The 6752-nt window shown below is 65.4% G+C and carries 5 protein-coding genes and 1 tRNA gene; 3 read left to right on the top strand and 3 right to left on the bottom strand.

Features of this window, described 5'->3' with window-relative positions; all coding sequences use genetic code 11:
- Positions 1–105: 105 nt before the first annotated feature.
- Positions 106–504 carry a cytidine deaminase family protein gene (locus tag BKH33_RS10975; protein ID WP_003779555.1) on the bottom strand — a complete coding sequence of 133 codons (399 nt, stop codon included), beginning with the start codon at positions 502–504 and terminating at the stop codon, positions 106–108.
- Positions 505–559: 55 nt separating this feature from the next.
- Positions 560–636, bottom strand: a tRNA-Leu gene (locus BKH33_RS10970).
- 54 nt (positions 637–690) lie between these two features.
- On the opposite strand from BKH33_RS10970, the gene BKH33_RS10965 reads away from it, so the two are divergent.
- A complete protein-coding gene (locus tag BKH33_RS10965) occupies positions 691–1299 on the top strand; it encodes an ANTAR domain-containing response regulator (protein ID WP_003779537.1) in 609 nt (202 codons plus the stop codon).
- Positions 1300–1318: 19 nt separating this feature from the next.
- Here BKH33_RS10965 and BKH33_RS10960 read toward each other — a convergent pair whose 3' ends face one another.
- Complete coding sequence (locus BKH33_RS10960; protein ID WP_003779569.1) at positions 1319–1900, bottom strand: PaaI family thioesterase; 582 nt, start codon at positions 1898–1900, stop codon at positions 1319–1321.
- Positions 1901–2088: 188 nt separating this feature from the next.
- On the opposite strand from BKH33_RS10960, the gene polA reads away from it, so the two are divergent.
- Together polA and rpsA are read left to right on the top strand one after the other, a co-directional pair.
- Positions 2089–4923, top strand: a complete 2835-nt coding sequence (gene polA, locus BKH33_RS10955; protein ID WP_003779575.1) for a DNA polymerase I — start codon at positions 2089–2091, stop codon at positions 4921–4923.
- A 309-nt stretch (positions 4924–5232) separates the two neighbouring features.
- Positions 5233–6687 (top strand): 30S ribosomal protein S1, encoded by a 1455-nt coding sequence (gene rpsA, locus BKH33_RS10950; protein ID WP_003779552.1) that lies wholly within the window; start codon positions 5233–5235, stop codon positions 6685–6687.
- The last annotated feature ends 65 nt before the right edge of the window (positions 6688–6752 follow it).

The following is a 6752-nucleotide window of genomic DNA, read 5'->3' as shown; positions in this document are numbered from 1 at the left end:
GAGGCCCCTCTCCGCGGTTCAGGACGACGTTGTTCCGGCACCTGCTTCCCACTGAGAAATCGGTGAGGCAAGGGACCCGCCGGGCGGAGTTTCCCGGTCACAGCTTCAGCGACGTAGCCACCACTGGGGAGTCAGGTCGGCAAGAGTCATCGTCTTCCCCGCGACGTAGTCGATCATCACCTCGATAGCGCCGAACCGGCTCGGCATCAGCTGCGTCATCATTTCTCGACACGCTCCACAAGGCGGACCGGTACAGCCATCGCGCATGATGGTCAGAACACGCCAAATCGTGTCCTCACCGTTGGTGATCATGTTGAGTATCGCGTTGCGCTCGGCACAGATTCCCAGTGTGCAGGCCGTATCCACGCAGACACCCGTATAGATTCTTCCGGAGGACGACTCCACTGCAGCCGCGACACCGCCCGCCTCGATATATGAGGACACGTTACGAGGATGCTGAACAGCCTTGGCCGCTTCGTACAGTGAGACCCACGTCGTGCTCAAAGGTGTTCTCCATCTGACCCGGTCTGTCCTGGGACGGGGTCGGGTAGGGGATTGCTGGTACCTCCGGTGGGATTCGAACCCACAACACTCCGATTTTGAGTCGGATGCCTCTGCCAATTGGGCTACGGAGGCGTGTCTCCCGCTCTGCGGGGGCGCCAACAGCGAGATCATACTAGGATCACAGCCGTGAGCAATGAGTCCAGCACCACCAGATCCCGCCGGGTACTCGTCGCTGAGGACGAGACCCTCATCCGACTTGACATCGTCGAGACCCTCACCGAAGCCGGCTACGAGATCGTCGCTGAGGCCGCAGACGGGGAGGAGGCCGTTCATCTGGCTGACGAACACACTCCTGACCTGTGCGTTCTTGACGTCAAGATGCCGGTGACTGACGGCATTACGGCGGCCGAGAGGATTCTTGAGAAGCATAACTGCGCCGTCGTCATGCTGACCGCCTTCTCCCAGACCGAGCTCGTGGAACGCGCCAGTGCCGCCGGCGCCATGGCCTATGTCGTCAAGCCCTTCACCCCGGCGGACCTCATTCCGGCACTTGAGATCGCCATGTCCCGGCACGAGGAGATCCTGTCTCTGGAGAGCGAGATCTCCGATCTCACTGAGCGCTTCGAGACCCGCAAGCGCGTTGACCGGGCTAAGGGCCTGCTCATGGAACGTATGGGGCTGAGCGAGCCGGAGGCGTTCCGGTGGCTCCAGAAGACCTCGATGAACCGGCGTCTGACCATGCGCGAGGTGGCCGACGCCGTCATCGAGCAGGTGGGTGCTGCCAAGAAGGACTGAACGGGTCCGCCTCGGCGCGTCAGGTGAACAGGCTGCGGAGCGTCCCGACGGCGATCGTCCGCTCGTCCTCGTCGGCCACAGACACCTGATAGACCACGGTACGACGACCGCGGTGCAGGGGGACGGCGGTGGCCTTCACCCATCCCCGGGTCACGGAGCGCAGGTGACTGACCGTCAGCTCGGCACCGACCGGCATGGCACCGTCGGGAGCCGCTGCACGTGCTGCCACGGAAGCGGCCGTCTCAATGAGCGCAGCAGTGGCACCTCCGTGAAGGATGCCGACGACCTGTCGGGCTCCCTCGACGGGCATCCGGACCTCGGTCCGATCCGCGTCGCGATTGACGACCTCCATCCCGAGGGTATCCATGAGCGTCCCCTCCTCGCTGTCCTCCAGGACCGCGTGCAGCGCAGAGGAGGCGGAGACGGCGGAACCCGCGGGACGCGGATCGGGATAGGGACGCCGTGCCGGGTCCGGGAAGGCCACGGCGGCGGCACTCGCTCCCGAGTAGGATGCGGCTGTGACGCGACCCACAGGTCCCAGTGGGCCCACGATCGCGGGCGAGCTGGAGGAGTCGGCAGACTCAACCGTCTCAACACTCACCGCGGACTGGGCGGAGACCGGATCGGCGGAGCTTTCGAACCGCCCGGAAGCGGAAGGATCCAGAGGTGTGGATGACACGGGAGAGGCCGGGGAGACGGGAGAAGCCTGGGAGTCGGAGGGCTCTCCTCCGCTGACGGGGGAGAGGGGCGAGTCGGACTGTGGATGGCTCATGGGCCTAGGCTGGCACGGTGAGCACCACCGCGACCAGCCCTGCGACGAGCCCAACACCTCAGACCTCCTCGGATCCGGTTCCCGATCGGCTTCTCCTCATCGACGGCCACTCCATGGCATTTCGCGCGTTCTATGCGTTGCCGGTGGATAACTTCACGACGTCGACCGGCCAGTCCACCAACGCCGTCCACGGTTTCGTCTCCATGTTCCTCTCGCTCCTGGAGAACGAGCGCCCCACGCACGTCGCGGTGGCCTTCGACCTGCCGGGAGGCACCTTTCGCACCGAGCAGTACGCCGAGTACAAGGGCACCCGCGACGAGACTCCGCAGCCCTTCCTCGGGCAGGTCGAGCTCATCCAGGAGGTCCTGGAAGCCATGGGCGTCAGAGCGATCACCGCTCCGGGCTACGAGGCGGACGACATTCTGGCCACCTTGGCGACCTCTGCCCAGACGGAGGGAATGGAGGTCCTCATCTGCTCCGGAGACCGCGACTCCTTCCAGACCGTCACCGACCGCTGCACGGTGCTCTACCCGGTCAAGGGCGTCTCCACGCTGCGTCGTATGACGCCGGTGGAGGTTGAGGAACGCTACGGGGTGACGCCCGAGCGCTACCCGCACCTCGCCGCCCTCGTGGGTGAGACCAGCGACAACCTTCCCGGGGTCCCTGGCGTGGGCCCCAAGACGGCCGCCAAGTGGCTCAACCTCTATGACGGGCTCGACGGAGTCATTGCTCATGCCGACCAGATCAAGGGAAAGGCCGGTCAGTCCCTGCGTGACCACCTTGACGAGGTGATGCGTAACCGCCGCCTCAACCACCTGCTCACCGACCTGGACCTGGGAGTCGCTCCCCGGAGCGACCTGCGTGTCGTGGGTGCCGACCGTGCCGCCCTGGCGCGTGTCTTCGAGGTGCTGGAGTTCCGCACCCTGCACCAGCGGGCACTGCGCACCCTGACCTTCACTGACGCCGGCGATCACGCCGAGGCCGTTGCGGGGGAGGAGTCCGGGCCCTTGGGGACTCTGAGCGGCCTGGAGATCGTCTCGCTCGGTCACGATCTTGCGGCGGGGAACCTGGCTCAGTGGCTGCAGACCAGTCTGTCGGCGGACGACGACGGGGCCCGAGTGCTGGGAGTCGACGTCGTGGGAGTCCTCAGACCGGTGGAGGGCGACGCCGCCCTGGTCTCACTGTCTGATGGCGCCCGCGCGGTCGCCATCGACCTCACCGAGATCCTGCCTGAGGACGAGGCGGCCCTGGCCGCGGTTCTCGCCGACCTCGAGCGGCCCAAGCTGGTCGCCGACGCGAAGGGGAGCTGGCACGCCCTCAGCGCCCGCGGACTCGTGCTGGACGGTGTCGTTGCGGATCCCTCCCTGGCCGGCTACCTGTGCCGTCCTGAGCAGCGCAGCTACGATGTCGATACCCTCACGCAGCGCTGGCTCGGGATCGACCTGACTGCCATCGGACAGAGCGGGGAGCAGCCGACCGCCGGCTCCGGCGAGTCCCAGAGCGCATTCGACCTCGAGGCCCTTGCCTCCCAGACCGTACCCACGGCCCATCAGGTCAGTGCGCGCCGCGCTGCCGCTCTTCTGCTGCTCCAGGACGTGCTCGACAAGCAGATGGCGGCCCGCGACGCCGTGGGACTCTTCACCGACCTGGAGATGCCCGTGGCCGCGACCCTCACCGTCATGGAGGATGCGGGTATCGCTGTCGACGACGCCGTGCTCGCGGCCCGTGAGACCGAGCTCGATGCTCGAGTCACCCACGCGGCCGAGGGCGCTTACGCCGCCGCCGGGCGCGAGCTCAACCTCTCCAGCCCCAAGCAGCTTCAGGCCGTCCTGTTCGACGAGCTGAAGATGCCTAAGACCCGTAAGACGAAGACCGGCTACACCACCGACGCCGAGGCCTTGGCCGGGCTATACGCCAGGACCTCCCACCCGTTCCTGGAGAACCTCCTTGAGCACCGCGACGCCATCAAGCTCCGGCAGACGGTCGAGGGACTGCGCAAGGCGATCCAGGCCGACGGGCGCATCCACACCACATTCCAGCAGACCATTGCCGCCACCGGGCGCCTGTCATCGACCGACCCCAACCTGCAGAACATCCCGGCTCGCAACGAGGAGGGGATGCGCATCCGCGAGGCCTTCACCGTCGGTGAGGGGTACGAGTGCCTCATGACCGCCGACTACTCCCAGATCGAGATGCGCATCATGGCGCACCTGTCCGGTGACCAGGCGCTGATCGAGGCCTTCCGCAGTGGGGAGGACCTGCACCGCTACGTCGCCGCCCTGGTGCACGGCATCGAGGTCGACGACGTCACCACTCAGCAGCGCAGTCATGTCAAGGCCATGAGCTACGGACTGGCCTACGGCCTGTCCACCTTCGGGCTCGCCCGCCAGCTCGGCATCGACACCGCCGAGGCCGCAGACCTGAGGAACGCCTACTTCGCCAGGTTCGGCAAGGTGCACGACTACCTGGAGTCCGTGGTGGAGCAGGCGCGTCGCGATGGATACACCGAGACGATGTTCGGACGTCGTCGCTACCTGCCGGATCTCACCAGTGACAACCGGCAGCGCCGTGAGATGGCCGAGCGGGCCGCCCTCAACGCCCCCATCCAGGGCAGTGCCGCCGACATCGTCAAGAAGGCCATGATCGACGTCGACCGTGCGCTGAGCGAGCAGGCACTGAGCAGCCGCATCCTTCTGCAGATCCACGATGAGCTCCTGGTCGAGGTCGCGCCCGGAGAGGCCGAGGCGATCGAGGATCTCCTCAAGGAGCAGATGGAACAGGCGGCCGAGCTCTCGGTTCCTCTGGACGTTGCCGTCGGCAGGGGACGCACTTGGCGTGAGGCCGCCCACTAAACTGGTTCCAAAAGCGTCGATCAGCACCTGAAATAACGGTTGATATGTGAATGAGATCGGCACGTCATCATTTCGATATGGAGTCGTCAGATGACGTGAGCGATTGCACCCGCGTACAGGAAAATGCTTGAGGATCGTCTAGTTACGGATTCGTCACGTGCTGCTAAGGTTCAGTCGTGCGCTCCTGGGCGTCTCCTATGAGAGTAATCCAACCAGGGTGATGAATTGGTCCGGGCCGGTTCGCATCACTGGGGAGCGCGCGGTCTCTATCAACCCGATCCATCTATCCGCATTCGGAGCATCCACTCAATGACAACCACTACGCCCAGCCCCGCCCCGGTCGCCGTCAACGACATCGGTTCGACCGAGGAGATCCTCGCCGCCGTTGACGAGACCATCAAGTACTTCGATGACGGCGACATCGTCGAGGGCACTGTTGTCAAGGTCGACCGCGATGAGGTCCTCCTCGACATCGGCTACAAGACCGAAGGCGTCATCCTCGCTCGCGAGCTGTCCATCAAGCACGACGTCGACCCTGATGAGATCGTCTCCGTCGGTGACGAGATCGAGGCCCTTGTCCTGCAGAAGGAGGACAAGGAGGGCCGCCTGCTCCTGAGCAAGAAGCGCGCACAGTACGAGCGCGCCTGGGGAACCATCGAGCGCATCAAGGAGGAGGACGGCGTCGTTACCGGCTCCGTCATCGAGGTTGTCAAGGGTGGTCTCATCCTGGATATCGGCTTGCGCGGCTTCCTTCCCGCGTCCCTGGTGGAGATGCGTCGCGTGCGCGACCTTCAGCCCTACGTGGGCCGTGAGCTCGAGGCGAAGATCATCGAGCTGGACAAGAACCGCAACAACGTGGTCCTCTCCCGCCGCGCCTGGCTTGAGCAGACCCAGTCCGAGGTCCGCACCAACTTCCTCCAGACCCTGCAGAAGGGTCAGGTCCGCTCCGGTGTCGTCTCCTCCATCGTCAACTTCGGTGCCTTCGTGGACCTGGGTGGCGTGGACGGTCTGGTCCACGTCTCCGAGCTGTCCTGGAAGCACATCGACCACCCCTCCGAGGTTGTCGAGGTCGGCAACGAGGTCACGGTCGAGGTCCTGGACGTCGACTTCGACCGCGAGCGCGTCTCCCTGTCGCTCAAGGCGACCCAGGAGGACCCGTGGCAGGCATTCGCCCGTACCCACGCCATTGGCCAGGTCGTTCCCGGCAAGGTCACCAAGCTGGTTCCCTTCGGCGCCTTCGTCCGCGTCGAGGACGGCATCGAGGGCCTGGTTCACATCTCCGAGCTGGCTCAGCGCCACGTGGAGGTGCCCGAGCAGGTGGCCAAGGTCGGTGACGAGGTCTTCGTCAAGGTCATTGACATCGATCTGGAGCGTCGTCGCATCTCCCTGTCCCTGAAGCAGGCCAACGAGGGCGTCGACCCCGCCTCCGAGGACTTCGACCCCAGTCTCTACGGCATGGCGGCCGAGTACGACGAGCAGGGCAACTACAAGTACCCCGAGGGCTTCGACCCGGAGACCAACGAGTGGCTCGAGGGCTACGACGCCCAGCGCGAGGCATGGGAGGCCGAGTACGCGGCGGCTCACGCCCGCTGGGAGGCCCACAAGGCTCAGGTCGCCAAGGCTCTGGAGGAGGAGCAGGAGTCCGGGGCGCCGGCGGCCCCCGCGGGTAACACCTCATACTCCTCGGCTCCGTCGGAGGCCTCCGGTACGCTGGCCTCTGACGAGGCTCTGGCTGCCCTGCGCGAGAAGCTCACCGGCAACTGAGTAGCCGCACCCATCATTGATCAGGACTGATCACTGACATCATCTGAGGGTCTCTGCCTGCGATG

It is taken from the genome of Actinomyces naeslundii, from assembly GCF_001956585.1.
In the GTDB taxonomy this organism is placed as follows: Bacteria; Actinomycetota; Actinomycetes; order Actinomycetales; family Actinomycetaceae; genus Actinomyces; species Actinomyces naeslundii.
Note: the sequence above shows the minus strand (reverse complement) of the source record. Positions and strands in the feature narration are given on the sequence as shown.

Bases quoted from the DNA above. Each gene is read 5' to 3' on its own strand.
- rpsA (WP_003779552.1), top strand. From the start codon at position 5,233: ATGACAACCACTACGCCCAGCCCCGCCCCGGTCGCCGTCAACGACATC.